Genomic DNA, 657 nt, shown 5'->3' with positions numbered 1-657 from the left:
GTTCGACTCCTTTCGCCGGCACCATTGTTAGAGCCATTAGCTCAGTTGGTAGAGCATCTGACTTTTAATCAGAGGGTCGTAGGTTCGAATCCTACATGGCTCACCATTTTCATACTAAGTTGCGGGTGTGGCGGAACTGGCAGACGCACTAGACTTAGGATCTAGCGCCGCAAGGCGTGGGGGTTCGACTCCCTTCACCCGCACCATTTTYACAATATTATACGAGCGGAAGTAGTTCAGTGGTAGAACACCACCTTGCCAAGGTGGGGGTCGCGAGTTCGAACCTCGTCTTCCGCTCCATATCTTCTTGAATGCCGGGGTGGCGGAACTGGCAGACGCACAGGACTTAAAATCCTGCGGTAGGTGACTACCGTACCGGTTCGATTCCGGTCCTCGGCACCATCTTTTTAAAACAKMATAWTTAGCGCCCGTAGCTCAATTGGATAGAGTACTTGACTACGAATCAAGCGGTTAGAGGTTCGAGTCCTCTCGGGCGCGCCATATTTTTTAAACTTCGGGAAGTAGCTCAGCTTGGTAGAGCACTTGGTTTGGGACCAAGGGGTCGCAGGTTCGAATCCTGTCTTCCCGACCAGTTTATTTTATCCCTTTTACGGGGCCTTAGCTCAGCTGGGAGAGCGCCTGCCTTGCACGCAGGGG

General features: G+C 52.4%; 6 tRNA genes. All 6 read left to right on the top strand.

Going from position 1 to position 657, the window contains the following annotated elements:
• The first annotated feature begins 30 nt into the window (after positions 1–30).
• The 6 genes from AC1DSK_RS17455 to AC1DSK_RS17430 all read left to right on the top strand — a co-directional run bounded on the left by AC1DSK_RS17455 (position 31) and on the right by AC1DSK_RS17430 (position 592).
• Positions 31–106: transfer RNA gene (locus tag AC1DSK_RS17455), tRNA-Lys, on the top strand.
• Between the two features lie 15 nt (positions 107–121).
• Positions 122–206: transfer RNA gene (locus AC1DSK_RS17450), tRNA-Leu, on the top strand.
• 19 nt (positions 207–225) lie between these two features.
• Positions 226–300: transfer RNA gene (locus tag AC1DSK_RS17445), tRNA-Gly, on the top strand.
• 13 nt (positions 301–313) lie between these two features.
• Positions 314–402 (top strand) — tRNA-Leu (locus AC1DSK_RS17440).
• Positions 403–424: 22 nt separating this feature from the next.
• Positions 425–501 (top strand) — tRNA-Arg (locus tag AC1DSK_RS17435).
• A 14-nt stretch (positions 502–515) separates the two neighbouring features.
• Positions 516–592 (top strand) — tRNA-Pro (locus AC1DSK_RS17430).
• Positions 593–657: the final 65 nt, after the last annotated feature.

It is taken from the genome of Paenisporosarcina sp. P4_B8 (assembly GCF_056402175.1).
Note: the sequence above shows the minus strand (reverse complement) of the source record. Positions and strands in the feature narration are given on the sequence as shown.